The 26,414-nt window shown below is 67.8% G+C and carries 25 protein-coding genes and 1 pseudogene; 24 read left to right on the top strand and 2 right to left on the bottom strand.

What is annotated here, in order from left to right; all coding sequences use genetic code 11:
* The 12 genes from smc to H7290_RS16655 all read left to right on the top strand — a co-directional run.
* Window positions 1-3,179: chromosome segregation protein SMC (gene smc, locus H7290_RS16600; RefSeq protein ID WP_290515133.1), on the top strand; the 3,179-nt coding region annotated here is incomplete at its 5' end.
* 2 nt (window positions 3,180-3,181) lie between these two features.
* Entirely contained in the window at window positions 3,182-3,622 is a 441-nt protein-coding gene (locus H7290_RS16605; protein WP_290515134.1) for a thioesterase family protein, read from the top strand.
* Between the two features lie 355 nt (window positions 3,623-3,977).
* Window positions 3,978-5,090: a signal recognition particle-docking protein FtsY gene (gene ftsY, locus H7290_RS16610; protein ID WP_290515135.1), complete on the top strand. Its 1,113-nt coding sequence runs from the start codon at window positions 3,978-3,980 to the stop codon at window positions 5,088-5,090.
* A 161-nt stretch (window positions 5,091-5,251) separates the two neighbouring features.
* Window positions 5,252-6,532, top strand: coding sequence for an ammonium transporter (locus H7290_RS16615; protein ID WP_290515136.1), 1,281 nt, complete (start codon window positions 5,252-5,254; stop codon window positions 6,530-6,532).
* A gap of 2 nt (window positions 6,533-6,534) precedes the next feature.
* Window positions 6,535-6,873, top strand: coding sequence for a P-II family nitrogen regulator (locus H7290_RS16620; RefSeq protein ID WP_290515137.1), 339 nt, complete (start codon window positions 6,535-6,537; stop codon window positions 6,871-6,873).
* Window positions 6,874-6,877: 4 nt separating this feature from the next.
* The gene (locus H7290_RS16625) at window positions 6,878-9,172 is read left to right on the top strand and encodes a [protein-PII] uridylyltransferase (protein ID WP_290515138.1); all 2,295 of its coding nucleotides are present in this window, start codon (window positions 6,878-6,880) and stop codon (window positions 9,170-9,172) included.
* Window positions 9,173-9,387: 215 nt separating this feature from the next.
* Window positions 9,388-10,935 (top strand): signal recognition particle protein, encoded by a 1,548-nt coding sequence (gene ffh / locus H7290_RS16630; protein ID WP_290515139.1) that lies wholly within the window; start codon window positions 9,388-9,390, stop codon window positions 10,933-10,935.
* A gap of 51 nt (window positions 10,936-10,986) precedes the next feature.
* Window positions 10,987-11,502 (top strand): gluconokinase, encoded by a 516-nt coding sequence (locus H7290_RS16635; RefSeq protein ID WP_290515140.1) that lies wholly within the window; start codon window positions 10,987-10,989, stop codon window positions 11,500-11,502.
* A 68-nt stretch (window positions 11,503-11,570) separates the two neighbouring features.
* Window positions 11,571-12,884 (top strand): gluconate:H+ symporter, encoded by a 1,314-nt coding sequence (locus tag H7290_RS16640; RefSeq protein ID WP_290515194.1) that lies wholly within the window; start codon window positions 11,571-11,573, stop codon window positions 12,882-12,884.
* 65 nt (window positions 12,885-12,949) lie between these two features.
* Window positions 12,950-14,683: an ABC transporter ATP-binding protein gene (locus H7290_RS16645; protein ID WP_290515141.1), complete on the top strand. Its 1,734-nt coding sequence runs from the start codon at window positions 12,950-12,952 to the stop codon at window positions 14,681-14,683.
* Window positions 14,680-16,602, top strand: a complete 1,923-nt coding sequence (locus H7290_RS16650) for an ABC transporter ATP-binding protein (RefSeq protein WP_290515142.1) — start codon at window positions 14,680-14,682, stop codon at window positions 16,600-16,602. The genes H7290_RS16645 and H7290_RS16650 overlap by 4 nt, the downstream gene beginning before the upstream one ends.
* Before the next feature lie 79 nt (window positions 16,603-16,681).
* Window positions 16,682-17,101, top strand: a complete 420-nt coding sequence (locus tag H7290_RS16655) for a VOC family protein (RefSeq protein WP_290515143.1) — start codon at window positions 16,682-16,684, stop codon at window positions 17,099-17,101.
* A 17-nt stretch (window positions 17,102-17,118) separates the two neighbouring features.
* Here H7290_RS16655 and H7290_RS16660 read toward each other — a convergent pair whose 3' ends face one another.
* Window positions 17,119-17,469, bottom strand: a complete 351-nt coding sequence (locus H7290_RS16660; RefSeq protein ID WP_290515144.1) for a zinc ribbon domain-containing protein YjdM — start codon at window positions 17,467-17,469, stop codon at window positions 17,119-17,121.
* Between the two features lie 60 nt (window positions 17,470-17,529).
* Between H7290_RS16660 and H7290_RS16665 the strand changes: the two genes are divergently transcribed.
* The 5 genes and pseudogenes from H7290_RS16665 (at window position 17,530) to trmD (ending at window position 20,564) form a co-directional block, all read left to right on the top strand.
* Window positions 17,530-18,300: a crotonase/enoyl-CoA hydratase family protein gene (locus H7290_RS16665; protein ID WP_290515145.1), complete on the top strand. Its 771-nt coding sequence runs from the start codon at window positions 17,530-17,532 to the stop codon at window positions 18,298-18,300.
* A 191-nt stretch (window positions 18,301-18,491) separates the two neighbouring features.
* A pseudogene (gene rpsP / locus H7290_RS16670) lies at window positions 18,492-18,920 on the top strand (30S ribosomal protein S16); the annotation flags it as partial.
* 170 nt (window positions 18,921-19,090) lie between these two features.
* A complete protein-coding gene (locus H7290_RS16675) occupies window positions 19,091-19,342 on the top strand; it encodes an RNA-binding protein (RefSeq protein ID WP_290515146.1) in 252 nt (83 codons plus the stop codon).
* Between the two features lie 3 nt (window positions 19,343-19,345).
* A complete protein-coding gene (gene rimM, locus H7290_RS16680) occupies window positions 19,346-19,876 on the top strand; it encodes a ribosome maturation factor RimM (protein WP_290515147.1) in 531 nt (176 codons plus the stop codon).
* A gap of 7 nt (window positions 19,877-19,883) precedes the next feature.
* The gene (trmD, locus tag H7290_RS16685; RefSeq protein ID WP_290515148.1) at window positions 19,884-20,564 is read left to right on the top strand and encodes a tRNA (guanosine(37)-N1)-methyltransferase TrmD; all 681 of its coding nucleotides are present in this window, start codon (window positions 19,884-19,886) and stop codon (window positions 20,562-20,564) included.
* A 30-nt stretch (window positions 20,565-20,594) separates the two neighbouring features.
* On the opposite strand, the gene H7290_RS16690 is transcribed toward trmD, so the two are convergent.
* The gene (locus H7290_RS16690) at window positions 20,595-20,987 is read right to left on the bottom strand and encodes a tautomerase family protein (RefSeq protein ID WP_290515149.1); all 393 of its coding nucleotides are present in this window, start codon (window positions 20,985-20,987) and stop codon (window positions 20,595-20,597) included.
* Window positions 20,988-21,208: 221 nt separating this feature from the next.
* On the opposite strand from H7290_RS16690, the gene rplS reads away from it, so the two are divergent.
* From rplS to H7290_RS16725, 7 genes are all read left to right on the top strand, one after another.
* Entirely contained in the window at window positions 21,209-21,559 is a 351-nt protein-coding gene (rplS, locus tag H7290_RS16695) for a 50S ribosomal protein L19 (protein ID WP_290515150.1), read from the top strand.
* Window positions 21,560-21,596: 37 nt separating this feature from the next.
* Window positions 21,597-22,262, top strand: a complete 666-nt coding sequence (gene lepB, locus H7290_RS16700; protein WP_290515151.1) for a signal peptidase I — start codon at window positions 21,597-21,599, stop codon at window positions 22,260-22,262.
* Window positions 22,259-22,903 carry a ribonuclease HII gene (locus tag H7290_RS16705; protein WP_290515152.1) on the top strand — a complete coding sequence of 215 codons (645 nt, stop codon included), beginning with the start codon at window positions 22,259-22,261 and terminating at the stop codon, window positions 22,901-22,903. The genes lepB and H7290_RS16705 overlap by 4 nt, the downstream gene beginning before the upstream one ends.
* Window positions 22,904-22,925: 22 nt before the next feature.
* Window positions 22,926-23,237, top strand: coding sequence for a DUF2469 domain-containing protein (locus tag H7290_RS16710; RefSeq protein ID WP_290515153.1), 312 nt, complete (start codon window positions 22,926-22,928; stop codon window positions 23,235-23,237).
* A gap of 92 nt (window positions 23,238-23,329) precedes the next feature.
* On the top strand, window positions 23,330-23,692 hold the full coding sequence (locus tag H7290_RS16715; protein ID WP_290515154.1) for a YraN family protein: 363 nt from the start codon (window positions 23,330-23,332) through the stop codon (window positions 23,690-23,692).
* Window positions 23,692-25,272 (top strand): YifB family Mg chelatase-like AAA ATPase, encoded by a 1,581-nt coding sequence (locus tag H7290_RS16720; protein ID WP_290515155.1) that lies wholly within the window; start codon window positions 23,692-23,694, stop codon window positions 25,270-25,272. The genes H7290_RS16715 and H7290_RS16720 overlap by 1 nt, the downstream gene beginning before the upstream one ends.
* A complete protein-coding gene (locus H7290_RS16725) occupies window positions 25,269-26,414 on the top strand; it encodes a DNA-processing protein DprA (RefSeq protein WP_290515156.1) in 1,146 nt (381 codons plus the stop codon). The genes H7290_RS16720 and H7290_RS16725 overlap by 4 nt, the downstream gene beginning before the upstream one ends.

Here is a 26,414-nt window from a genome sequence, read left to right on the forward strand (position 1 = left end):
ACGTCCAAGAGCTCCTCAGCGACTCGGGCATCGGCCGCGAGATGCACGTCATCGTCGGGCAGGGCCAGCGCGACAGCGCCCTGCGTGCGACCCCCGAGGAGCGGCGGGGCTTCATCGAGGAGGCCGCGGGCGTGCTCAAGCACCGCAAGCGCAAGGAAAAGGCGCTCCGCAAGCTCGATGCGACGCAGGGCAACCTCACCCGGCTCAATGACGTCCTGACCGAGCTGCGACGTCAGCTCAAGCCGCTGGGCCGGCAGGCCGAGGTGGCCCGCCGGGCCGCCGTCATCCAGGCCGACGGTCGCGATGCACGCGCGCGTCTCCTCGCCGACGACATCGTGGGGGCCCGGTCGGTCATCGCGGAGGAGCTCGCCGACGAGACGGCGCTGAAAGAACGTCGGCAGTCGGTCGAGCAGGCCATCGGGTCGTCGCGTGAGCACGAGACCGAGCTCGAAGATCAGCTGCGCGATGACTCTCCGCGGCTCTCCGCTGCCCAAGAGACCTGGTACAACCTCTCGGGGCTTCGCGAGCGTCTTCGCGGCACGTCGGGCCTGGCTAACGAGCGCGTCAGACTGGCAGCGGTCGAGGCCGACGACCGTCGGGTGGGGCGTGAGCCCGAGGAGCTCGAGGCCGACGCTCGCCGGGCACAGGAGCAGCACCGGCAGCTCGATGCCGGCGTTGCCCAGGCCACCGAGTCGCTCAAGACCGTCATCGCCGACCGGCACGACGCTGAGGCCGCCTACACGGGGGAGGAACGACGGGTGGCCGGCCTGCTCCGCGCGGCCGCCGACCAGCGCGAGGGTCTGGCCCGTCTGCATGGTCAGGTCAATGCGCTCCGGAGCCGCTCCACGGCTGCGGGCGAGGAGATCGGACGCCTGGCTGCCGCTCGCGAGGAGGCAGAGTCCAGAGCCGTCGAGGCGCAGCGCGAGTTCAGCGCACTCGAGAACACGATCGCCGGTCTCAACGCCGGTGAGTCCGGGCTCGACCACGAGCTCGAGCTTGCCGAGCAGGCGCTCGCAGAGGTCACCGAACAGCTTGCCTCGATGCGTGTGGAGGCGCATGAGGCCGAGCGTCAGCAGTCGGCGCTGGCCGCCCGCAAGGAAGCCCTTGAGCTTGGCCTGGCGCGCAAGGACGGAGCCGGCGCGCTCCTGGCTGCCACCGACGAGATCAGCGGGCTGCTCGGCTCGGTCGCCGCACTCCTGACCGTCCGTGCAGGTTTCGAGACCGCCATCGCGTCCGCGCTCGGCTCGGCCGCTGATGCTGTCGCCGTCGACCACCTCGACACGGCTGTCTCGGCGATGGAGAAGCTCAAGTCCGAGGACCTCGGCCGCGCCGGCATGTTGCTCGGCGGCGGAGAGGTCGACGACTCGACCTGGCCCGGCCTCCCCGACTTCGCGACCTATGCAATAGACGTGGTCGAGGGTCCGGCCCCGCTCCAGGGGGCGCTGCGACGCCTGCTGTTCAAGGTGGCCGTGGTCGACGGTCTCGAACAGTCGCAGGAGCTCATACGGCATGCGCCGGACGTCGTCGCCGTCACCCGCGACGGAGATGTTCTCGGCGCACACTTCGCTGCCGGCGGTTCGATGTCCAAGCAGAGCCTCATCGAGGTGCAAGCCGCGATCACACAGGCCGATGACGACCTCGGCCGAGCCGTGCACACGCTCGAGCGTCTGCGCTTCGAGCACGACGCGGCCGAAGCGCAGCGTGACTCTGCGCAGGAACGCGTCGATGCGGCCCTCAGCCATCTGCACGAGTCCGACGCGACCATGGCCGCCGTCGCTGAGAACCTGGGCCATCTCGGTGCCACAGCCCGCGCTGCCCGCGGCGAGGCCGACCGTTTGTCGTCCGCCATCGCGACGGCCAAGGAGTCTCGCGCCGGCGACCTCTCCGGACTCGCCGAGCTCGAGGAGCGGCTCGCCCAGGCCGAGTCGGCACCCGAGGAGGAGCCTGACACCGCGCTCCTGGAGGAGCTCGCCGAGAAGGCATCCACTCTTCGTCGTGCCGAGACCGAGGCCCGACTGGCGCTGCGCACCAACGAGGAGCGCGCCCGAGCGCTGGCCGGTCAGGTGACTGCCTTGTTCGAGGCGGCCGAGGCCGAGCGCGAGGCGAGGATCAGGGCCAAGGAGCGCCGCGAGCGCCAGCTCCGCGAGGCCGAGACCGCCCGTGCCGTCATCGTCGCGAGCGACCAGGTGCTGGCTCGCCTCGAGCAGTCGGTGGCTCGCGCTTCGGCGCTTCGCACCGAGATCGAGACGTCGCGCACCGGCCGCGAGGAGACCCTGCGCACAGTGAGGGGCCGTCTGCGCGAGCTGAGCGCTGAGCTCGACGGCCTCACCGACTCGGTCCACCGGGACGAGATGGCGCGGGCCGAGCTTCGTCTGCGCCTCGAGGGGCTCGAAGGCCGAGCGCTCGAAGAGCTCGGGCTCGACGTCGAGTCGCTCGTCACCGACTTCGGTCCAGACCAGCTCGTACCGCCGATCACGGCTGACGATGAGGCTGAGCCGGGCGATCCCGTGCCGTACGACCGCGACGTGCAGACCAAGCGTCTGCGTAGTGCCGAGCGCTCACTCGCCATGCTGGGCAAGGTCAACCCGCTGGCGCTCGAGGAGTTCACTGCGCTGGAGGAACGCCACCGCTTCCTGTCCGAGCAGCTCGACGACCTCCGCAAGACCCGGCAGGACCTTCTCGACATCGTCGATGAGGTCGACGCCAAGGTCGAGCAGGTCTTCACCGAGGCGTGGTACGACGTCGAGCGCGAGTTCGAGGACGTTTTCTCGCGGCTCTTCCCGGGCGGCGAGGGTGCGCTGATCCTCACCGACCCGCAGAACATGCTGACCACCGGCATCGATGTCGAGGCGCGTCCCCCTGGCAAGAAGGTCAAGCGTCTGTCGCTGTTGTCCGGCGGCGAACGATCGCTCGTGGCGGTGGCGTTCCTGGTGGCGCTGTTCAAGGCACGACCCAGTCCGTTCTATATCCTCGACGAGGTCGAGGCGGCGCTCGACGACACCAACCTCGGCCGTCTTCTCGAGATCTACGAAGAGCTCCGCGCCAACTCACAGCTCATCGTCATCACCCACCAGAAGCGCACCATGGAGGTCGCCGACGCGCTCTACGGCGTGTCGATGCGCGGTGACGGAGTCTCGGCGGTCATCAGCCAGCGCCTCCGTGACGAAGCGTCCGCCTGATCGTGGGCGACACCAACGAGGCGCGCCTTCGCACCGACTTCCCGGTCGTGCGGACGATCACCACCCGCTGGTCCGACGAGGACGTCTACGGGCATGTCAACAACGTCGTCTACCTGTCCTACGTCGACACCGCGGTCAACGGCTACCTGATCGACGCGACCGGGTCCGACACCCGACGACTCGACGCCGTCGGCCTGGTTGCCGAGAGTCGCTGCGAGTACCTCCGCGAGCTGCGCTTCCCGGCCGACGTCGAGGTGGGGCTCAGCGTGACGCGGCTCGGCACCTCGAGCATCGTCTACCGCATCGGGCTCTTCCAGGGCGACAGCGACGAGCCGGCCGCGCTGGTGCATTACGTCCACGTCTACGTCGATGCCAAGACCCGGAGGTCGACCCCCGTTCCCGACGTCATCCGCCACGCCACCACCCCGCTCGCGAGTCACTGAGGACGGCTCGCGAGTCACTCAGGACGGCACTTCACGACGCCAGGGCGCAACCAATGACATGCGGACGAGTGGGCTTGGGTCGAGTAGGCCGTGTGCCAGTTGCCCTCTGCGGGAGCAAGGGGTGCTCCGTCCGCAAGTGTTCGCGGTATCTGTCGGTTCGATCGTCATCGCAATGCTCGCTGAGTGTGGTGACGATGTGGCGGACCGTCCGGGTCCATCACGAGGGTTCTGCGTGACTCGCGAGTGGTCCTGCGTGACTCGTGAGGGGTTCTGCGTGACTCGCGAGTGGTCCTGCGTGACTCGCGAGTGGTCCTGCGTGACTCGCGAGCGGGGTGGGCGCGCCTAGGATCGGGGGGTGACCTTGCTTGAGCTGATCCTGATCATCGCCACCGGTGTCCTCGTGCTCGGCGGTGGCGCTGCCCTCGTCCTGACGCGAGGACGCAAGGAGCTTCCTCCTCCCTCGGTGTCCGACGCGATCACGGAGGGGACGCCCGAGCCCGACTCCGAGGACGAACCGGCGTCGGCCGTCGACACCATCGAACGCCCTGAAGCAGCGCAGGGTCGCCTCGTACGTCTGCGGACGCGGCTCGCCCGCTCGCAGGGGTCGCTGGGCAAGGGCCTCCTCGCCGTTCTCGGCCGCACGACGCTCGACGACGCAGCGTGGGAGGAGATCGAGGACACCCTTCTGGCGGCCGACGTCGGCGTCGCGGCATCGCAAGAGCTCGTCGACCACCTTCGCACCCGGCTCCGGGTCGAGGGCGTGGACGACCCCGCCCGCGCCAAGGCAGTGCTCCGTGAAGAGCTTGTCGGAGTCATCGACCCGTCGCTCGACCGGTCGCTCGCGTCAACGGGGGCAGACGGCAAGCCCGGAGTCGTCCTCGTCGTCGGCGTCAACGGCACCGGCAAGACCACGACGGTGGGCCGGCTGGCGCGGGTGCTCGTGCGGGAGCCCAAGACCGTCGTGCTCGGTGCCGCGGACACGTTCCGCGCGGCGGCCGCCGATCAGCTGCAGACGTGGGGCGAGCGTGTGGGCGTGCCCACCGTGCGCGGCCCCGAGGGCGGCGACCCGGCCAGCGTCGGCTTCGAGGCCGTCGAGCGCGGCATCGCCGATGGCACCGATGTGGTGCTCGTCGACACCGCCGGCCGCCTGCACACCAAGTCCGGACTCATGGACGAGCTCGGCAAGGTCAAGCGCGTCATCGAGAAGCAGGCGCCCGTCACCGAGGTGCTGCTTGTCATCGACGCGACAACTGGCCAGAACGGCCTCACTCAGGCGCGCGTCTTCGGTGAGGTCGTCGACGTCACCGGCATCGTCCTCACCAAGCTCGACGGCACGGCAAAGGGCGGTATCGTCATCGCCGTCCAGCGCGAGCTCGGCGTGCCGGTGAAGTTCGTAGGACTCGGAGAGGGCGCCGACGACCTCGCACCCTTCGACGCCGAGGAGTTCGTCGACGCGCTGCTCGCGTAGCTCCGCACGTCCCCACCCACGTAACATGCTGTTTACACATCGACCGACTTCGTGATGTTCCCGCAACACGAAGCATCGAATGCTGAAACTCCCTGACGCCAGTCTGTAGCGCAGCAGTCGGCCCCCCGGCTGCGCACGACAACACTTCTTTCGGAGGTTTCATGAATACCGGTGATACAGCGTGGGTGCTGGTCAGCTCGGCCTTGGTCCTGCTCATGACGCCCGGCCTGGCGTTCTTCTACGGCGGCATGACCCGTGGCAAGAGCGTGCTCAACATGATGATGATGAGCTTCGGCACCATCGCCGTGGTCTCCCTCCTGTGGGTGCTCTACGGCTTCTCGGTCGCCTTCGGCGAGAGCGACAGCGGTCTGTGGGGTGGCTTCGACTGGGCGGGCATGAAGCACATGACGTCGGTGGAGACCACGCTCAACGGCTCCGTGTACGGCATTCCGCTCTTGGTCTTCGCGGCTTTCCAGCTGATGTTTGCGGTCATCACGCCCGCGCTGATCAGTGGAGCGATCGCCGACCGTGCCAAGTTCGGCACCTGGCTGATCTTCGTGGCCCTGTGGGTCTCGCTGGTCTACTTCCCCGTCGCGCACTGGGTCTTCGACTTCGGTGATGCTGATGGAAACGGAGCTGGCTGGTTGGCCGCCAGAGGTGTCCTCGACTTCGCAGGAGGCACGGCGGTCCACGTGAATGCTGGAGCGGCTGGTCTGGCGCTCGCGATCGTTCTCGGCAAGCGCGTCGGCTGGAAGCGCGACCCCATGCGTCCCCACAGCCTCCCGCTCGTCATGCTCGGCGCCGCACTGCTGTGGTTCGGCTGGTTCGGCTTCAATGCCGGTTCGGCGCTCGGCGCCAACGCCTTGGCAGGCCAGGCCTTCTTCACCACGATGATCGCCACCGCCACCGCCATGCTCGGCTGGATGCTCGTCGAGACCGTCCGCGACAAGAAGGCGACCAGCCTCGGTGCGGCCTCCGGTGCCGTGGCGGGTCTGGTGGCCATCACGCCTGCCTGTGCCTTCGTCACCCCGATCGGCGCCGTCGGTCTCGGCCTCGTCGCGGGTGCGGTCTGCGCTCTCGCCGTGGGTCTGAAGTACAAGTTCGGCTTCGACGACTCGCTCGACGTCGTCGGCGTCCACCTCGTCGGTGGAGCCATTGGTGCCCTTTCGCTGGGACTGATCTCCAACTACTCCGGCACGGAGGGCCTGTTCTACGGGGGCAACATCAGCGTCCTGGGCAACCAGGCGCTCGCCGTCGTCTGCGTCGGTGGCTTTTCCTTCGTGGCGGCGTTCATCCTGGGCAAGCTGCTCGATGTCACCATCGGGTTCCGCCTGAGCGAAGAGGACGAGGTGGTCGGAATCGATCAGGTCGAGCACCTGGAGACCGCGTACGATTATGCCGGCAGCAGCACTGGCGGTTCACACCTCACGAAGGAGTTTTGAGCATGAAGCTGGTCACTGCAGTCATCAAGCCGCACAAGTGGGAAGACGTCCGTGAGGCTCTCGCCGCCGCCGGTGTCGCCGGAATGACGGTCACCGAGGCAAGTGGGTATGGCCAGCAGAAGGGTCACACCGAGGTCTATCGCGGTGCAGAGTACGACGTCTCGCTGGTCCCGAAGATTCGACTCGAGGTCGTCGTCGACGATGCCGATGTCGCGAGCGTGGTCACCACGATCACTGGGTCGGCACAGACCGGCAAGATCGGTGACGGCAAGGTCTGGGTGATGCCCGTCGAGTCGGTCGTGCGTGTCCGCACGGGCGAGACCGATGAGGCGGCACTCTAGACACGTGCCCCACCAGGACGTGCCAGCAAGGGAAGAGCTGGCGCAACGCCGCAGTGATCGTGCCCTCGAGGCCGATCGGGTCTTGCGTCAGCTCTTTGCGAAGGCCGTGCCCGCCGACGGCACAGACCCGCGCGAGGGCGCGGGTATCGCGCTGGTCGCCGTCGGGGGCTACGGCCGGTCAGAGCTGTCGCCGTTCAGCGATCTTGACGTCGTGCTCCTGCACGACCCGTCGCTCGACGACGCGTACATCCGTGAGGTCGCTGAGTCGATCTGGTATCCCCTCTGGAACGACGGGGTGGCCCTTGACCACTCCGTACGCGACACCGTCCAGATGAGGGAGACCGCGACGACCGATCATCGTGCCGCGATGGGCATGCTCGACGCGCGCGCGGTCGCCGGCGACGCGGGCCTGGTCCTGACGCTGCGTGCCCAGGTGCTCGCCGACTGGCGACGCGAGGCGCGCACCCGCGTGCAGGAGGTGCGTGAGGCGCGGTCGGCCCGCATCGAGCGCTCCGGATGGCTCGCCGACTCTGCCATCCCTGATCTCAAGGAATCGGGCGGCGGCCTGCGTGACAGCGTCACCCTGCGCGCGCTCGTCGCAACGTGGCTGATCGACGTCCCGCACGGTGAGTCCGAGGCGCTCCGGTCAGCGCTGCTCGACGTGCGCGACGCGCTGCACGAGACCGCCGGGCGACGGGTCGAGCGGCTCGATGCCGAGATCATCCCGGAGGTGGCGCGGTTTCTCGGCACGGGCGCCGAGGAGCTCGACCTGCACACCCGCCAGCTCGGACGTCGCATCGCACACCTCTCGTCGTTGGCATGGCGTCGCGTCGACGTGGCCCTCGCGCCGGCACGCAAAGGCACCTTCACCTCCACCGGCCCGGTCGTCACACGGCTGGCGGAGGGAGTCGGGGTGCTGGACGGCGAGGTGATAGTCATCCAGAAGGCCGACCCGGCAGGTGATCCGGAGGTGGCTCTGCGGGCGGCGGCTGCGGCCGTGCGCGAGGGGCTCCCGCTGAGTCCAGGATCGGCGGGGCGTCTCGCGCAGACCATGGGGGAGCTGCCCCAACCGTGGCCGGCGTCGGCCCAACGGTTGCTGATCGACCTGCTGATGGCAGGGCCGAGCCTCGTCGGGGTGTGGGTCGAGCTCGACTTCGCTGGTGTCATCGATCGGCTGCTGCCGGAGTGGGCAGCCATCCGGCTGCGCGGGTCGTCGTCGCCGGTGCATCGCTTCACGGTCGACCGGCACAGTCTCGAGACCTGCGTCTATGCCGCCGAGGTGCAGCGCGACGTCGCGCGTCCTGACCTGCTCGCGGTCGCGGCGCTGCTGCACGACATCGGCAAGGGCGTCGACGGCGATCATTCAGAGGTCGGGGAGCCGATGGCCGTGGGCATCGCGACGCGCTGGGGCTTCACGCCCGCGGACGCTGCGGTGATCGGCAGGCTGGTCCGGTGGCACCTGCTGCTTCCGACGATCGCCACCCGGCGCGACATCGAGGACCCGTCGACCGCGGCCAACGTCGCCGAGATCGTCGGGTCCGACGACTTCCTCGACCTGCTCGCGGCGCTCACGGGTGCTGATGCGCAGGCCACCAGCCCGGCGGCGTGGTCGACCTGGCGTCAGGGTCTCGTGGTGGGTCTCGTCGACAAGGTGAGGGAGGTGCTCGACGACTCGGTCAGGACCCCCGATCCCGAGGCCTACGAGGGGTGGCCTGCCGACGTGCCGATTCCCGATCACGGGGCAACCGGCCCAGCCGACTTCACGCTGACGGTCGAGTCGCACGGGGAGGTCTCGTTGCTCAAGATCGTCACCGCCAACCGCCGCGGCGTCATCGCAGACCTCGCCGGTGGGCTGGCCCTCGCGGGGCTCGCGATCCGCTCGGCGCGCACCGTCACCCTCGGCGACGCGGCGGTGTCGCTGTGGGAGGTCGGCCGCCCGGACATCGACGCGGCGAGGCTGACCGAACGACTCCGACCGGCCATGGCCGGAGAGCTCGACCTCGCCGGACGTCTCGAGCTGACCTCGATCGCCGATGCGAAAGACGCACGCGTCCGACTCCTCGCCCGGTTGTCCGAGACGGCGACGCTGATCGAGGTGCGCACCCGCGACCGGCGCGGTCTGGTCTGGACGGTGTGTGACGCCATCGCTGGCCTGGGGCTCTCGATCCGGTCGGCCCACATGTCGACGTACGGCGAGGAGGTGCGCGACGTCTTCTACGTCGTCGGTGCCGACGGTCAGCGACTCCAGGACGAAGCGGCGGCAGCTCTACGCGAGACCGTGGCTGCAGCCCTCTCCTGACCCACCTCGTTGGGCGGTGCCTCAGCGTCCACGCCGAGCCGAGTCATCCCGACAGCGGTGCCTCAGCGTCCACGCCGAGCCGAACCTTGGACGCCAACCCACCGCCGCGGGGTTGGGGTGGACGCTGACCCACCGCCCGGTCGGGGGATGGGCGGTGGCGCTCTCGGATAGGCTTGCACAAACCCCTCAACCCGACCCGAGGATGCCTCCGCCCCATGTTCGACACCCTGCAAGATCGGCTGCAGTCAGCGTTCAAGAACCTGCGCGGCAAGGGTCGCCTGTCCGAGGCTGACATCGATGCTGTTGCACGCGAGATCCGCATCGCACTGCTCGATGCCGATGTCGCCGTGTCGGTCGTGCGGGAGTTCATCGCCAACGTCAAGGAACGTGCCTCCGGCGCCGAGGTCAGCCAGTCGCTCAACCCCGCGCAGCAGGTCATCAAGATCGTCAACGACGAGCTCGTCGCAATCCTCGGTGGTGAGACCCGGCGTATCCGCTACGCCAAGAACCCGCCCACCGTCATCATGCTGGCCGGTCTCCAGGGTGCGGGCAAGACGACGCTCGCCGGCAAGCTCGGCCTGTGGCTCAAGGAGCAGGGCAAGTCGCCGATGCTCGTGGCCGCCGACCTCCAGCGCCCCAACGCCGTCACCCAGCTCGAGGTCGTGGGCAAGCAGGCCGGCGTCACGGTCTACGCTCCCGAGCCGGGCAACGGCGTCGGCGACCCGGTCAAGGTGGCGCGCGACGGCCTGGCCGAAGCCCGCCGCACCCTGCACGACGTGGTCGTCGTCGACACCGCCGGACGCCTCGGCATCGACGCTGACCTGATGCAGCAGGCGGCCGACATCCGTGCCGCCGTCGACCCCGACGAGGTGCTCTTCGTCATCGACGCGATGATCGGTCAGGATGCTGTCGTCACGGCGCAGGCATTCCTCGAAGGTGTCGACTTCACCGGTGTGGTGCTGACCAAGCTCGATGGCGACGCTCGCGGCGGTGCTGCGCTTTCCGTCCGCTCCATCACCGGCCGCCCGATCATGTTCGCGTCCACCGGCGAGAAGCTCACCGACTTCGATGCCTTCCACCCCGACCGCATGGCCTCGCGCATCCTCGACATGGGCGACGTGATGACGCTCATCGAGCAGGCCGAGAAGGCGTTCGATGCTGACGAGGCCGCCAAGGCTGCCGAGAAGCTCACCGGTGGTTCGTTCACGCTGCAGGACTTCCTCGGTCAGATGGAAGCCATGGCCAAGATGGGCTCGATGTCCAAGATCGTGGGCATGCTCCCCGGCATGGGCCAGTTCAAGGAGCAGCTCGCCAACTTCGACGAGCGTGAGGTCGACCGCATCAAGGCCATCATCTTGTCGATGACACCCACCGAGCGCGACAACCCCAAGATGATCGACGGTTCGCGACGGGCACGTATCTCCAAGGGCTCCGGCACGCAGGTCAAGGACGTCAACCAGCTCGTCGACCGTTTCTTCGAGGCGCGCAAGATGATGCAGCAGATGGCCAAGGGCGGCGGCATGCCGGGAATGCCCGGAATGGGAGGCATGCCGGGTATGCCCGGACTGCCAGGCTCCGGCAAGCGGGCCGGTGCCAAGCAGAAGCCCAAGAGCAAGAAGGGCAAGCGCGTCTCGGGCAACCCTGCCAAGCGAGCAGCCTCGGCCGTGGAGGCTCCCAAGCCCGACGGTGCGAGCGCCTTCGGTTTCCCCGCAGGCCGCAAGGACGACTTCGAGCTGCCCAAGGAGCTCAAGGACCTCCTGTGACACAGAGGGGCGTGCACCGGCCGGTCTCTGTCCGGACATACAGTCGAAGGCATGAGTCAGCCGCACCTGGTCGTGGTCATGGGCATCTCCGGAGTCGGCAAGTCTGCGGTGGGCCGAGAGCTCGCCGAGCGTGAGCACGTGCCCTACGCCGACGGCGATGATTTTCACTCCGAGTCGAACATCGCCAAGATGTCCGCCGGCACACCCTTGACCGATCAGGACCGGTGGCCGTGGCTCGATGCGATCGGCGCCTGGCTCGCCGAGCATGACGGTGAGGGCGGTGTGGTCAGCTGCTCGGCCCTCAGACGCGCCTACCGTGACGTCCTCGTGGCGGCCGCACCCCGCACGACGTTCCTGCACCTGACGGGTGCGCACGGCCTCATCGTGAAGCGGATGCAGGGACGCGACCACTTCATGCCGACATCGTTGCTGGAGTCGCAGGAGAAGACTCTCGAGCCGCTGCAGGACGACGAGCACGGCTGGGCCTTCGACGTCGCTCCGACACCGGCCGAGATCATCGATGGGTTCCTCGGAGAAGTCGAGCTGTCAGAAGGCGGTCACGCGTGATCCTCCACGCCCTCGCCACGGCAGACGTACCCGAACCGGTCAAGGCCGTCGCGGGCACGGGCCAGCTCATGGCGGCTGCACTGATCGGCATCGTCGTGATCGTCGTGCTCATCACGGTCGTCAAGCTGCACCCGTTCCTCGGGCTGACCGTCGGCTCGATCCTCGTGGGTGCCATCGCCGGGCGCCCCCTCGCCGACATCCTCGTGAGCTACACGAAAGGCGTCGGCGACACCGTCGCGAGCGTCGGCACCCTCATCGCCCTCGGCGCGATGTTCGGCAAGCTGCTGGCCGACTCCGGCGGAGCCGACCAGATCGTCGACACCATCGTGAGCCACTCCACGACCCGTACGCTGCCGTGGGCCATGGCGCTGATCGGCGCCATCATCGGGTTGCCCATGTTCTTCGAGATCGGGCTGGTCCTGGTCATCCCGGTCGTGTTCCTCGTGGCCCAGAGGACGCAGCAGTCGATCATCGCGCTCGGCATCCCGGCGTTGGCCGGCCTCTCGGCAATGCACGGCTTCGTCCCGCCCCACCCGGGCCCGCTCACCGCGGTCGGCCTGCTCAACGCCGATCTCGGACTCACGTTGGGGCTCGGCATCCTCGTCGCGATCCCGGCGATCATCGTCTCGGGTCCGCTGTTCGCCCGTGTCGCGGCGCGCTGGGTCGACGTGCCTGCGCCATCGTCGTTCGAGGCACCGGAGCCCCGCAAGAACCGGCCGTCGTTCCCGGTCACGCTCGGCACGGTGCTGCTACCGGTGGTGCTGATGTTGGGCAAGACCGTCGCCGACGCCATCTCACCCGATGCGAAGGGCCCCGTGGCGACGGGGCTCGACTTCATCGGTACGCCGCTGGTCGCCCTGCTGCTGTCAGTGCTCGTCGCGATGCTGACGCTGGGCCGCGGGGGAGGCATGAGCCGCGACGAGATCATGTCGACGGTCGAGAAGGGCCTGCCCCCGATCGCCGGCATCGTGTTCATCGTGGCTGCTGGCGGCGGGTTCAAGCAGACCCTCATCGACACCGGTATCGCGGAGGTCGTGGCCAGCTGGGTGCAGGACAGCGGCTTCTCGATCCTTCTGCTCGCGTGGCTCGTCGCGGTGTTCATCCGGGTTGCCACGGGGTCAGCGACGGTCGCCACGGTCACCGCCGCGGGAATCATCGCCCCCATCGCCGCGCAGCAGGGCACCACCGAGGTGTCGCTGCTGGTGCTGGCCATCGGCGCGGGCTCATTGTTCTTCTCCCACGTCAACGACGCAGGGTTCTGGCTCGTCAAGGAGTACTTCGGGCTCACCGTCGGACAAACGATCAAGACGTGGTCGTTGATGGAGACCGTCCTCTCGGTGACCGGTCTTGTCACCGTCCTGGGCGTGGGCCTCGTCATCTGACCTTGCCCCGAAACCCGGGACGTTCGTCGTGCTGACCGGTCGTCGCGCGCAGGTAGGTTTGGGCAATGCTCATCCCGCTCCTGCGGACCTATCTCGCCCCTTACAAGCGACCCATCGCCCTCGTCCTGGTCTTCCAGCTCACCCAGACCCTCGCCAACCTCTATCTGCCCGGTCTCAACGCCGACATCATCGACAAGGGCATCGTCGGCGGTGACACGGGGTTCATCATCGACACCGGCATGACGATGCTGGCGATCACGGTGCTCCAGGTGCTGTGCACCGTCATCGCGGTCTACTTCGGCGCCCGCACCTCGATGGCCCTCGGCCGCGATCTGCGTGCGGGCGTTTTCGGCAAGGTCGAGACCTTCGCCGCCCGAGAGATGACGCAGCTGGGCGCACCCACGCTCATCACCCGCACCACCAACGACGTCCAGCAGGTGCAGCTGATCGTCTTCATGGCCCTCACCCTGCTCGTCGCGGCACCGATCATGGCGTTCGGCGGCGTGTTCATGGCGCTGCGCCAGGATGTCCAGCTGTCGGGCCTGCTGTTGCTCGTCATCCCCACGCTCATCGTCAGCATCGGGCTGGTCATCCGGCAGATGCGGCCCCTGTTCCGACAGATGCAGACCAAGATCGACACGATCAACGGGGTGATGCGCGAACAGATCATGGGCATCCGCGTGATCCGAGCGTTCGTCAAGGAGGACTACGAGGCCCAACGTTTCGGCGACGCCAACCGCGACAACATGGAGGTCGCCATCGCGGTCGGCAGGCTGATGTCCATGATGTTCCCCATCGTCATGCTGATCATGAACGCCTCGGTGGTCCTGGCGACCCTGTTCGGCGGCTACCGGATCAGCAGCGGGCAGCTCGACGTCGGCACGCTGACGGCGTTCCAGAACTACCTCGTGCAGATCCTGATGTCGGTCATGATGGCGACGTTCATGCTGATGCTGTGGCCGCGGGCCGAGGTCTCCGCGGAGCGCATCACCGAGATACTTCAGACCGAGCCGAGCGTCCTCGCGCCCGACGGAGCCCCAAGGGTGCAGCTTCGTGGTGGCCGTGTCGACCTGCACGGAGCATCGTTCGCCTTCCCGGGGGCCGAGCAGGACGTCCTGCACGAGATCGACCTCGTGGCGAGGCCCGGTGAGACCACCGCGATCATCGGGTCGACCGGCAGTGGCAAGTCGACGCTGCTGGGACTCATCCCGCGCCTGTTCGACGTCACCGCCGGGTCGGTCAAGATCGATGGTCACGAGCTGCGGTCGCTGCATCCGGAGGACGTCTGGGGGTCCATCGGCCTTGTGCCCCAACGACCTTTCCTGTTCAGCGGCACCGTCGCGTCCAACCTTCGCTACGGCAGGCCCGATGCCACCGACGCCGAGCTGTGGGAGGCGCTCGAGATCGCGCAGGCCACCGACTTCGTCACCCGGATGCCCCAACAGCTCGACGCGCCCATCTCGCAGGGGGGCACCAACGTCTCCGGTGGCCAGCGCCAGCGACTCGCCATCGCGCGGGCCCTCGTCAAGCGCCCCCCGATCTACCTGTTCGACGACTCCTTCTCGGCCCTCGACTACGCCACCGATGCGGCACTGAGGGCTGCGCTGCTCACCGTCACCACCGATGCGGCCGTCGTCATCGTCGCCCAGCGGGTGTCGACGATCCGCAACGCCGACCGCATCGTCGTGCTCGACGAGGGCCGGGTGGTCGGCACCGGCACCCACCCCGAGCTCATGGCGGCGTGCGACGTCTATCGCGAGATCGTGCTCTCCCAGCTCACCGAGGAGGAGGCGGCATGAGCGGCCGCGGGCCCGGCGGTGGGATGGTCGGCATGGGCATGCCGCCCGCGCGGGCGAGCACCTTCGGGGTCACGTTCCGCCGCCTGGCCGATCGGCTGCTTCGCAACCGCCTTCTCGTCTGGGGGGTCGTGGCATTCGGTGTGGTGGCGACCGCCATGTCAGTGGTCGGTCCCAAGGTGCTCGGGCGGGCGACCGACATCCTGTTCACCGGCTACCTCTCGGGCCAGTTCCCCGCCGGCTCCACCAAGGCAGAGATCGTTGCTCGTCTGCGCCAAGCCGGCGAGGACAAGCGCGCCTCGCTGGTCGCCTCGGTCGACCTCAAGCCGGGCGCCGGCATCGACTTCAGGAGCCTCTACCTCGTTCTCGGTGGCGTGCTGGTGCTCTACGTCCTGGCATCGCTGCTCCAGTGGTTCCAGGGGCGGCTCACCACCGTCGTCGTGCAGAGCACCGTCGCCGACCTCCGCAACGATGTCGAGGCCAAGATCAACCGGCTGCCGTTGTCGTACTTCGATCGCACTGACCGCGGTGAGGTGCTGTCCCGCACGACCAACGACATCGACAACATCGCGCAGTCGTTCCAGCAGTCCATGAGTCAGCTGCTCAGCTCGATCCTGATGGTCGTCGGCACTCTTGCCATGATGCTCGTCATCTCGCCGTTGCTGTCACTCGTGGCGGTGCTCACGCTGCCGCTGGCATTCGTCATCACGAGAGCCGTCACCAGGCGTTCGCAGCCGGAGTTCATGAAGCAGTGGTCCAGCACGGGGCGGCTGAACGGACACATCGAGGAGGTCTTCACCGGGCACGAGGTCGTCAAGGTGTTCGGGCGGCAGGCCGAGGCGCGTGAGGTGTTCGATCAGCGCAACGAGGAGCTCTTCAGCTCGGCGTTCAAGGCGCAGTTCATCTCCGGTGTCATCCAGCCCGTGATGATGTTCGTGTCCAACATCAACTACGTCCTCGTCGCGGTGATCGGAGGCCTGCGGGTCGCATCAGGCACCCTCAGCATCGGTGACGTGCAGGCCTTCATCCAGTACTCGAGGCAGTTCACCCAGCCGCTCACGCAGGTCGCCTCCATGATCAACCTGCTGCAGTCGGGCGTCGCCTCCGCCGAGCGGGTGTTCGCGCTGCTCGACGAGAGGGAGGAGAGCGCTGACAAGGCCGACGCGCCGTTCCCCGACCCGGTTCGTGGCCGGGTGGTCTTCGAGGACGTGTCGTTCTCCTACCAGCCTGACGAGCCTCTGATCGACCACCTCGACCTCACGGCCGAGCCGGGTCAGACAGTCGCGATCGTCGGCCCCACCGGTGCCGGCAAGACGACTCTGACCAATCTCATCCTGCGGTTCTACGACGTGCAGGGCGGTCGCATCACGCTCGACGGCGTCGACATCGCCCACATGGACCGGGGGCTGCTGCGAGAGAACTTCGGGGTCGTCCTGCAGGACACCTGGCTGTTCAAGGGCACGATCCGCGACAACATCGCCTACGGGGCGCACCGTGCCGTGGAGGCCGACGTCATCGCCGCGGCCGAGGCTGCGTACGTCGACCACTTCGTCCGCACGCTGCCCGATGGCTACGACACCGTGATCGAGGACGAGGGCGCCAACGTCAGCGCTGGCCAGCGCCAGCTGTTGACCATTGCGCGAGCCTTCCTCGCCGACCCGGCGATCCTGGTGCTCGACGAAGCCACCAGCTCGGTCGACACCCGCACGGAGGCGCTGGTGCAGGGCGCCATGGAGCAGCTGCGTTCAGGCCGTACCTCGTTCGTCATCGCGCACCGGCTCTCCACGATCCGTGACGCCGACCACATCATCGTGATGGAGGACGGCCACATCGTGGAGCAGGGCACGCACGACTTGCTACGGGCAGCAGGCGGCGCCTATGAACGTCTCTACTCGGCCCAGTTCAGCGGAGCGGCCAGCTGACGGATCGTCGTCGGGTCCTTCCCCTGGACCCACGCCGTCGGCCACGATGGCAGGACAGACCGATCACGAGGAGACCACCATGGCGACCACGCTCAACCCGTACCTGAGCTTCCGCGGCCAGGCCAGACAGGCGATGGAGTTCTACCGATCCGTGCTCGGCGGCGAGCTCGGCACCACCACCTTCGGCGAAGCCATGCCCGACAGCGTCACAGCGGAGGAGCAGGACAACCTGATGCACGCTCAGCTCGTCAGCACGGCAGGGCTCGTGCTGATGGGTTCGGACGCCCCCATGTCGATGGCGTTCGAGGCAGGCTCGAACATCTCCGTCTCGCTCAGCGGCAGCGATGAGGCCGAGCTCACCGGCTACTACGACGGGTTCAGCGCGGCGGGCACGATCCTCGAACCGCTGGCCAAGGCGCCATGGGGCGACAGCTTCGGCATGGTCAGGGACCAGTTCGGGGTGGTCTGGATGTTCAACATCGGCAGCTCGCCGGTCTGACCCGGTACCCGGGTGTCTCAGGCCTTCTTGACGATGCTCGACTTGAGCTGCATCGATCCGAACCCGTCGACCTTGCAGTCGATGTCGTGGCCATCACCAGCATCGACGAGCCGGATGTTGCGCACCTTGGTGCCGACCTTGATCGACAGCGACTGGCCCTTCACCTTGAGGTCCTTGATCACGGTGACGGAGTCGCCGTCGGCGAGAACATTGCCGAAGGCGTCCTTCACCAGACGTTCACCGGGGGAGTCGTCGGTGTCTGCGGCATCTGACGCCGACCACTCGTGGGCGCACTCGGGGCACACCAGCAGCGTGCCCATCTCATAGGTGTACTCGCATGAGCACTGGGGGCATGGCGGCAGGTTCACGGGCACAGGCTATCTGCACCTCACTGTCACTTGGTTGATGGCTGTCACGACAATGGGCACATGAGCCACGTTCGCTACGACGTCGACGACTCCATCTGCACGATCACGATGGACAGGCCGGAAGTGCGCAATGCCGTCGACGGCCCGATGGCCGCCGGACTGCACGACGCGTTCCTCCGGTTCGAGGAGGACGACTCGTTGGCGGTCGCCGTGCTCACCGGTGCTGGTGGGACATTCTGTTCCGGCGCCGATCTGTCCGCAGTCGACGATCCCGACCGCCGACCCGAGCTGGACCCCGAGGGGCTGGGCCGTGGGCCGATGGGCCCCAGCAGGATGCAATTGCGCAAGCCAGTCATTGCCGCGGTCGCGGGTCACGCGGTCGCCGGTGGGCTCGAGCTGGCTCTTCTTGCCGACCTCCGCGTCGTCGAGGAGGACGCCGTCTTCGGTGTGTTCTGCCGACGCTGGGGGGTGCCGTTGATCGACGGAGGGACGGTGCGACTGCCGCGCATCGTGGGCCAGGGCCGGGCGCTCGACATGATCCTCACCGGTCGACCCGTCGATGCGCACGAGGCGCTGCAGATGGGTCTGGCCAACCGGGTCGTGCCGGTGGGGGAGTCGCTCACCGTCGCACATGCACTGGCCGAGCAGATTGCTGCCTTCCCGGCGGAGTGCATGCGGGCCGACCGGGCGTCTGCCTACCGGCAGTGGGACCTGCCGCTCGATGCGGCTCTGCGGTTTGAAGGTGTTCAGGGTGTCCCGATCGTGCTGCTCGAGGGCGTCGACGGGGCAGCTCGTTTCACCCGTGGTGAGGGGCGCCACGGCGACTTCTGACTGCACCCGGGCGGACAGCTCGATGCCGGATTGGAGCCTGCCCCGGAGTTCTGGCAGAATGATTCCTTGCGTCCGGAACGCGCGAGGACCCTCTCATCTTCGCGCCACCCGGCTCACCGATTTCGTCGGCCGTGTCCCCATGCGGCACCGGCAGGTCATCACATTCAAAATTCCAAGGAGACACCACACTCGTGGCAGTCAAGATTCGCCTGAAGCGTATGGGCAAGATCCGCACCCCGTTCTACCGCATCGTCGTCGCCGACTCGCGCACCAAGCGCGACGGTCGGGTCATCGAGGAGATCGGCACGTACAACCCCAAGGCCGACCCGTCGATCATCACGGTCAACGGTGAGCGCGCTCAGTACTGGCTCGGAGTCGGCGCTCAGCCGACCGAGGCCGTCGCTGCGCTCCTGAAGATCACCGGCGACATCGGTGGCAAGAACACCATGAAGTTCGCCGAGGAGAAGCGCAGCAAGGAAGACATCTTCCAGGACGCCCTCAAGGAGATGCACAGCGAGAGCAAGTCTGACGCGACGACCAAGAAGGCGGCCGCTAAGAAGGCCGCCGCCAAGGTCGAGGAGCCGAAGGCCGACGACGCCAAGGCCGACAAGCCCAAGGCTGACAAGCCGAAGGCTGATGACGCCAAGGCTGACAAGCCGAAGGCCGACGACGCGAAGGCTGAGGAGCCGAAGGCTGATGACGCCAAGGCCGAGACGCCGAAGGCTGATGACGCCAAGGCTGAGGAGCCGAAGGCTGATGAGGCTCCCGCTGACGGGGCCAAGGCCTGATCGTGGCCGCCCCCCTCATCGAGGTCATCGAGCATCTCGTCTCCGGCATTGTCGACAGTCCTGACGATGTCGTCGTGCGTGCCAAGCAGACCCGCAACGGCGAGCTGTTCGAGGTCAGGGTCAACCCCGACGACCTCGGCAAGGTCATCGGTCGCCAGGGCCGCACGGCCACGGCCATCCGCAAGGTCGCGGGCGCAATCGCCGGAAGTGGCGGCGCGCGCATCGACTTCGTGGACGTCGACCGCCGGAGCTGATCCGTGCAGGTCGTCATCGGCCGCATCGGCCGCGCACACGGCATCCGCGGAGAGCTGAACGTCGACATCCGCACTGACGAGCCCGAACGGCGATTCGCCCCGGGCTCGTCAGTCGTCTGTGGCGACCGCACGCTCACCATCGCGACGTCCAGACACCACAGCGGACGACTCGTCGTCTCTTTCACCGAGATCCCCGACCGCACCGCCGCAGAGGGCCTGCACGGTCGGACCATCGAGATGCTGATCGACCCGAGCGATGTCCCGCACGACCCCGAGGAGTTCTACGACCACCAGCTCGTCGGGCTCGAGGTGCGTGCCGGTGGCGTGGCCGTGGGCGTCGTCACCGGCATCTTGCATCTTCCGCACCAGGACACCCTGACCGTCGACATCGACGGTCGCGAGGTGTTCGTGCCCTTCGTCACCGAGCTCGTCCCTGTGATCGACGTCCCCGGCGGTTTTGTCACGGTCAAGGACATCGACGGTTTGCTCGACCCGACCAAGGCCGACAACGCTGCCACTGATTCGACGTCCTGAGGTCCGCATGCAGATCGATGTCGTCTCCATCTTCCCGGCCTACCTCGACGTCCTGCAGCTGTCACTCGCGGGCAAGGCGCAGTCGTCCGGCCTGCTGCAGTTCGCGGCGCACGACCTACGTGACTTCACTCGCGACAAGCATCGCAGCGTCGACGACACCCCTTACGGCGGCGGTGCGGGCATGGTCATGAAACCCGAGCCGTGGGGAGCTGCGCTCGATGCTTTGACGACGGGGGCCACCGTCGTCATCGTGCCGACGCCGTCGGGCACCCCCTTCACCCAGCGCGACGCCGAGAGGCTCAGCGCCGTGCCGCACCTGCTCTTCGCCTGCGGACGCTACGAGGGCATCGACCAGCGAGTCATCGATCATGCGGCGGAACGGGGGCGGGTCGAGGAAATTTCTCTCGGCGACTTCGTGCTCAACGGGGGAGAGGTGGCGGCGCTGGCCATGATCGAGGCGATAGTGCGGCTGATTCCCGGCTTCATGGGCAACGCGGGTTCGCTCGTCGAGGAATCGCACGGCGAGGCCGGCCTGCTCGAGTACCCCGTGTACACCAAGCCGTCCAGCTGGCGCGGGCTCGACGTGCCCGACGTGCTGCTGTCGGGCAACCATGGCGCCATTGCCGCGTGGCGTCTCGAGCAGGCCCGTGCGCGCACGCAGGAACGCCGTCCCGACCTTCTCGGCTGAGCCGCCGCGCCGGTTGCGAGGGGACAGCGGTCAGAGGTCACCCTCGAGGAACTGGGCGCGACCGTAGCCGAACGACCAGTCGGCCTGGGTGTTCTCGACGACCGAGACCACGAGGTCCTTCGGGTCGAGGCCGACGCTGTCGTGCAGCCGTGACGCCAGCGCGGCGTAGAGCGCGGTCTTCTGTGCGGTGTTGCGACCCTGCTGCGTGACCTGCACGATGACCACGTCGTCAGACCGCTCGAAGCCGAGTCCGGTGTCGAGCGCGATGATCCGACCAGGCCGGTGTTCGCTGATCACCTGATAGCGATCGCGCTCGGGCGCTGCAAAGACGTCGACCATCACGTCCTGCACAGTTTGGGCGAGGTCGGAAAGCCGGTCGTCGGACCAGCGGTCCTGGATGACGTCGATACGAACGAGCGGCACGGATTCCTCCTGCGGATGGCGGTGGGTTGACGTCGGTGCAACGTTGGACGGTGGCCAGGTGTTCCTGCGACCGACGCGATTTCCTGTGCACCGCACGCGTGTGGCAACATTGACCCTTGGCGCTGGACGGATCTGCCGCAGGGGACCGTCGCACACCGCCGCTCAACCTTCACACACGAACCGATCCGTGGGTGACCTGTGGCACCACCGAGGAGCAGACCATGACCAACATCATCGATCAGGTTGCGAGCGCATCACTGCGCACCGACCTCCCCGACTTCCGCGCCGGTGACACGCTTGACGTGCACGTCAAGGTCATCGAGGGCAGCCGCTCGCGCATCCAGGTCTTCAAGGGTGTCTGCATCAAGGTGCAGGGCTCGGGTGTCGGCCGCACGTTCACGGTCCGCAAGGTCAGCTTCGGTGTCGGTGTCGAGCGCACGTTCCCGCTCCACACACCTGTGATCGACAAGATCGAGGTCGCCATCCGCGGTGACGTCCGACGGGCCAAGCTCTACTACCTGCGCAACCTCCGCGGCAAGGCCGCGAAGATCAAGGAAAAGCGCGACGTCTGAGCGCCGGTCCGTTGATAGCCCCGGCTAGGCTCTGCGCGTGACCCAGAAGAGCCAGAAAAGACAGTTGCCCGTCTGGCAGGAGTCGATTCTCCTGGTCGTCACCGCCATGGTGATGGCAGTCATCGTCAAGACGTTCTTCCTGCAGGCGTTTTACATTCCATCGGAGTCGATGGAGCCCACGATGCTCGTCAACGACAAGATCTTGGTGCAGAAGGTCTCCTACTGGACTGGTGACGTCAAGCGTGGCGACATCGTCGTCTTCGACGATCCGGGAGGGTGGCTCGACGCGGCCGACTCGCGCAAGGCGAACAACCCGTTGCAGCGCGCGCTCGAGACGGTGGGGCTCTTCCCGACTGGTGGCCATCTCATCAAGAGGGTCGTCGGTGTCGGTGGCGACGAGGTCAAGTGCTGCAGCGACGGCAAGCTCACCGTCAACGGCACCAAGCTCGATGAGCCCTACCTGCTCGACGAGTCGGCCACGAAGGACATCGTCTTCGACGTCAAGGTGCCGAAGAACCACCTCTGGGTGATGGGCGACAACCGGGGCAACTCGGCCGACTCGCGCGTGCACCAGGGCGATCCGGGCGGCGGGTTCATCCGTGAGCAGACCGTGGTCGGCAAGGCATGGCTCCGAGTGTGGCCACTGGGTCGTGCCGGGTTCATCCACAAGCCCGAGGCCTTTGCCGGCGTCAACGGCAAATGACTCGTCTGGCCAAGGGTGCGACCATCCGGCGCGACGCTGGGCTCTACGGCTACGAGCGTGCCCTCGCCCGTCAGGGCCTCCACCCGGTGGCAGGCGTCGACGAGGCGGGTCGGGGGGCGTGCGCCGGACCGTTGGTCGCCTCGGCGGTCGTGCTCGATCGGTCCATCGCCGGTCTCGCCGACTCCAAGCTGCTCTCACAGCGGCGCCGCGAGGTGTGCTTCGACCTCATCATGGAGCGCGCGGTCGACGTGGCGGTCGTGATCGTGCAGGCAGCCGAGTGCGATCGGATGGGCTTGCACGTGGCCAATATTGCGGCCTTGCGGCGAGCTCTCGCCCGTCTCACGGTGCGTCCCGGCTACGTGCTCACCGACGGCTTTCCCGTCGACGGTCTCGGGGTGCCCGGGCTCGCGGTGTGGAAGGGCGATCGGGTCGCGGCATCGATTGCTGCGGCGTCTGTCATCGCCAAGGTGACACGCGACCGCATCATGGTGCAGATGCACGGGGACTTCCCGGCATACGATTTCGCCACGCACAAGGGTTACTGCACGGCTGTGCACCAAGACGCGCTCCGGCTGCACGGGCCGTGCGACGAGCACCGCAAGACCTACGTGAACGTACGAGCCGCCATGGAGGACCGATGACCGAGAGCACCGAGGTGAAGGCATGAGCTCTGAGGATCTCGAGCGTTACGAGTCGGAGATGGAGCTGTCGCTGTACCGCGAGTACCGCGACGTCGTCTCGATCTTCAAGTACGTCGTCGAGACCGATCGGCGTTTCTACCTGTGCAACTCGGTCGACGTGAAGGTGCGGTCCGAGACCGGCGATGCCTACTTCGAGGTGTCGATGAGCGATGCGTGGGTGTGGGACATCTACCGGCCCGCGCGGTTCGCCAAGAGCGTCAAGGTCCTCACCTTCAAGGACGTCAACGTCGAAGAGCTGCAGGACTCCGACTTCAAGATGCCCGGCACCGACTGAACCTGTCCACAGCCCACTGACAATGGCGGGGATGTCCACAGCACGGCCGAACGTCCCTGACGGTCGCAGTCCCGCGTCGCAAGTCTGGTGCGATGACTTATGCGCGCAACAAGGCACTCGGTGACTTCGGCGAGGCAGTGGCAGCCCATCACCTGATGTCGCTCGGCATGGTGATCCTCGCCCGGCAGTGGACGTGCCGGTTCGGTGAGATCGACATCGTGGCCCGCGACGGCTCGACCCTCGTCATCTGTGAGGTCAAGACCCGCACGAGCACGACGTACGGGGGGCCGTTCGAGGCGGTCACGGGTCACAAGGCCGCCCGGCTGCGACGGCTCGCGACGCATTGGCTCGAGGTGCACGACGTCGACCCGCCGAGCGTGCGCATCGATGTCGTCTCGGTGGTCGTGCCGGCCCGTGGAGCGCCGGTCGTCGCGCGCATCGCCGGTGTCGCCTGATGGCCTCCGCGACTCACTCGGTCACGCTCGACGGGCTCGCAGGTCGTCCCATCGAGGTGGAGGTCGACATCTCCGGTGGGCTGCCCACGACGGTGCTCGTCGGACTTGCCGACACGATGGTCAACGAGGCACGCGACCGGTGTCGCTCGGCGGTGTCCAACTCCGGCACGACGTGGCCCGACCAGCGAGTGACGATCAACTTGGCGCCGTCGACGCTGCCCAAGTCCGGCTCGCACTACGACCTGGCCATCGCGTTGGCGGTCTTTGCCGCCAAGTCCTTGGTGCCGGCAGAGAGCCTCGCCGGCGCAGCCTTCCTCGGCGAGCTCGCGCTCGACGGGCGGCTTCGCGCCATCCGTGGCGTCCTGCCAGCCACGCTGGCCGCGGCAGAGGCAGGCTTCGAGCGCATCTTCGTCCCCGAGGTCAACGTCCCCGAGGCCGAGCTGGTCGAGGGCATCACGGTCGTGGGCGTGCGGTCACTACGACAGGCGGTGGCACTCCTCACCGGCGGTGAGGAGCCCGACGACCCGCCTGTGCCGCCGCTCGACGACCTCCCGTCGATGTCCTGGACGTCGGGTGAGCGGCTTGCCCATCTCGACCTCGCCGACATCGCAGGCCAGGAGGACTCCCGCATGGCTCTCGTGGTCGCGGCTGCCGGCGGGCATCACCTGCTGATGACCGGCCCGCCTGGCATCGGCAAGACGATGCTCGCGCAGAGACTGCCGGGTCTGCTTCCCGACCTCTCGTACGAGCAGTCGCTCGCGGTCAGTGCCGTTCATTCAGTGGCGGGTGTCCTGCCAAGCGCCTCACCGCTGCTGCTGCGGCCGCCGTTTCTCGACCCGCACCACACGGCGAGTGCGGTCTCGATCGTCGGCGGCGGGAGCAGGACGATCCGTCCCGGTGCCCTCTCGTTGGCACACCACGGCGTCCTGTTCCTCGACGAGGCGCCGGAGTTCGCCTCCAACGTGCTCGAGGCGCTGAGGCAGCCCCTCGAGAGTGGCCGGGTCGTGGTCTCGCGTGCCGCCCAGACCGCGGCCTACCCAGCGCGGTTCCAGCTCGTGCTCGCGGCCAACCCGTGCCCGTGCGGTCTCAGCTCGTCGGTCAGCGACCTGTGCCGCTGCACGCCCCTGATGCGTCGTCGCTACTCCGATCGGTTGTCGGGGCCCATCCGCGACCGCATCGACATCCAGCGGTCGCTGACGGCGCTGTCCCGGCCCGAGCTCGTCAACGCCCTGACCGGCGCGAGATCCACCGCTGAGCTCGCCGGCGAGGTGGCGCAGGCCCGTGAGCGACAAGCCCGCCGACTCCGGGCGACGTCCTGGCGGCTCAACAGCGAGGTTCCGGGCACTGAGCTGCGCAAGCACTGGCCCGTCAGCGACAGGGGCCGGGCGCTGCCCGACCAGCAGCTCCGCAGCCAGAAGCTCAACGCGAGATCGGCCGACCGCATCCTGCGGCTGTCATGGAGCCTTGCCGACCTCGTGGGGCACGACATCCCGTCGGGCGACGACGTCGGCTCAGCCCTGGCGCTGCGCCGTGGCACGCCGCTCGGCGGGGCGCTGCGCGACATGGTGCAGGCGTCGTGAGCTCGACCCGGCAGGATCGCCTGGCCCTGAGCCTCGTCGTCGAACCCGGCGACCCACGGCTGCGCGACCTGCTGCTCGATCTCGAGCCGGGCGCGATCGTCGCTGCTGTCCGCGGCCGTCACGCACGCGGGCAACCACGTGTGCCGGAGGCCTGGTCGGAGCGGGGCCACGACCTCGACCGGACCGTCGAGACGGCGAGGGCCAGGGCGGCGGCCGGGGGTCTGCGTTGGCTGTGTCCGGGCGACCACGGGTGGCCGGGGGCACTGTCCGACCTCGACCACGTCGAGCCGCTGCACGGCGCGACCGGCGCCCCGCTCGGCCTGTGGGTGCGGGGCAAGAGCAACCTGGCTGCGCTGAGCCAGACCAGTGTCGCGATCGTCGGCGCCCGTGAGTGCACGACGTACGGTGCCGAGTGCGCGTCCGAGCTCGCGATCGACTGTGCAGATGCGGGTTACACCGTCATCAGCGGTGCTGCCTACGGTGTCGACGGTTGTGCCCACCGGGGAGCGGTGATGATGGGCTCTCCCACCGTGGCGGTTCTGGCCTGCGGGGCCGACATTGACTACCCGTTGTCGCACGGGGCACTGCTCGCGCGCATCGCCGAGGACGGTCTGGTGGTGAGCGAGCAGGCTCCTGGCCAACGCCCGATGAAGGGGCGGTTCCTGTCACGCAACCGGCTCATCGCCGCGCTGACCCAGGGCACGGTGGTCATCGAGGCGGCATCGCGCAGCGGGTCGCTCAACACCCTCAGCTGGGCCGACCAGCTGGGTCGGACCACCATGGGTCTCCCCGGTCCGGTGACGTCGCGCCAGTCGACGGGAGTCCACGCGGCGTTGCGGGGCGGCAAGGCGGTGCTCGTGACCAGTGGCAAGGACGTGGTCGAGGAGATGCGCGGGCTGGGAGCCGACAGCGCCGACGAGGCACCACTGCTCCTCACCGACTTCGATCGGCTCCCGCCCACCGCCCAGAAGGCACTCGACGGACTCGACTGGAGCGAGCCACGGTCGGCATCGGAGGTGGCCGTCGTCGCGCACCTCTCCGCGCGCCAGGTCGGGCCGGCGCTCGCACTGCTCGAGCGGCGGGCGCTGGCGTCGCGGATCGGCTCCGGGTGGCTGCTCTCCCGGCGCGCCGACGTGGGCTGA

This window comes from Aeromicrobium sp., from assembly GCF_014378035.1.
Classification (GTDB): domain Bacteria; phylum Actinomycetota; class Actinomycetes; order Propionibacteriales; family Nocardioidaceae; genus Aeromicrobium.